2 protein-coding genes are annotated in these 1,351 nt (G+C 28.8%); both read left to right on the top strand.

Annotation, left to right across the window (positions count from 1 at the left end):
• The first annotated feature begins 59 nt into the window (after nucleotides 1-59).
• Nucleotides 60-413 carry a hypothetical protein gene (locus A5849_RS10345; RefSeq protein ID WP_002309671.1) on the top strand — a complete coding sequence of 118 codons (354 nt, stop codon included), beginning with the start codon at nucleotides 60-62 and terminating at the stop codon, nucleotides 411-413.
• 400 nt (nucleotides 414-813) lie between these two features.
• A complete protein-coding gene (locus tag A5849_RS10340; RefSeq protein WP_002320557.1) occupies nucleotides 814-1,182 on the top strand; it encodes a hypothetical protein in 369 nt (122 codons plus the stop codon).
• Nucleotides 1,183-1,351: the final 169 nt, after the last annotated feature.

Here is a 1,351-nt window from a genome sequence, read left to right as displayed (position 1 = left end):
AGTTACTCTATTCAACAGTTATGCTGTGGACAAGTAAAAGAATAAATAGAGGTGAGAAAATGAATAATTTCAAGAAAAAATTTGTGAGTAGATTTTTAAATATGAAAAATTTTTTTGAAAAAAAGGGAGATTATGATGCATATAATTATGTATTAAATCTAGAAAAGCAAACATATTATACACTACGTAAAAATGATGATAATGATTTTTGGACTATATTACCTAAAATGCTTTCGATTGACTCTAAGCTTTCCCTTTTGGAGGAATTTATTAATTTAGATATTGAAGAATTTTGCGGGGGAAAAGAGTTAATTAATATGATAGAGAGTGATTATCATACCTATTATAAAGAAAGTTGTGGATATAAAGTGGATGAGCAATGTCCACAATCAATTATTTTTTACGTTGAGTAATATGGACTATTAAGCAGGAAAGCAACTAGAAGCTACTGGTTTAGTATTTAAAAATATAAACTATATTGCTAACAATTATTTTCTAGAAGAAATAAAAGAACTAAGAATCAAGATGATGTCTTGACTCTTAGTTCTTTTAACATGGAAAAGATGGATAATGCACTGTTAATTTATGATGCATCATCAAAAAAGTTGGAAGGAGAAGATAGAAATCATTAAATGATTTCTACAGATGGTAAATGAAAAAACAAAATATTAGCAAAAATTTGCCTAAATAGATAGTAACACTTTCTAAATTAAATGCAAGCGCATTCATAGAACTGTCTCTTATACACATCTAGATGTGTATAAGAGACAGGTCATGTTTCTATCTTAAGAAAAGAGAGTAGGTTTTATAATAATGATAAAAATATTTTATGTTCTGTTAATTGGTTGTATCACTATATTGAGTGGCTGTACAGCTACTACAGAAGGTCAAACAAGCATACCTAAAAAAATATCTCTTACACAAAAACAATTAGATAGAGCAGATAGGCTGTCAGGACATTGGTTTTATCATGAAGAAGATACTAGATTCGATATCGAGATTACAAGTGACCAGATCAAAGTAAAAAAGAAGAAGACAGAAAACAAGGAAGAGGAAACAATTTATAGCATCTATAATTATGAAAATGAAAATGGAAAGATAAGCATTTATGGAACAACGGATAAAAGGGAATTTTATATTTCTGAAGTAGATACTGATACAGTTTATATGGGGGTGGGATAGCAGACATAGAAAGTGCTTGGCGGGTTAAAGCACATAAGCAAACTTTAGAATAGAAATTTTTTTGATATCTTTTTCTAAGAAATAGTTAGTGGCGAGGAACAGGGAGGAGATAAATAAATACTGTATAGATTATTATCTGAATGATCAAGAAACTATTTTTTAGCTTAGA

Source organism: Enterococcus sp. 10F3_DIV0382, assembly GCF_002140245.1.
Lineage (GTDB): Bacteria > Bacillota > Bacilli > Lactobacillales > Enterococcaceae > Enterococcus_B > Enterococcus_B lactis.
This window is presented reverse-complemented; position numbering and strand designations above follow the sequence as displayed.

Excerpts from the sequence above, each read along its gene's own strand:
- A5849_RS10345 (WP_002309671.1), top strand. The coding sequence starts at position 60 with ATGAATAATTTCAAGAAAAAATTTGTGAGTAGATTTTTAAATATGAAA.
- A5849_RS10340 (WP_002320557.1), top strand. The coding sequence starts at position 814 with ATGATAAAAATATTTTATGTTCTGTTAATTGGTTGTATCACTATATTG.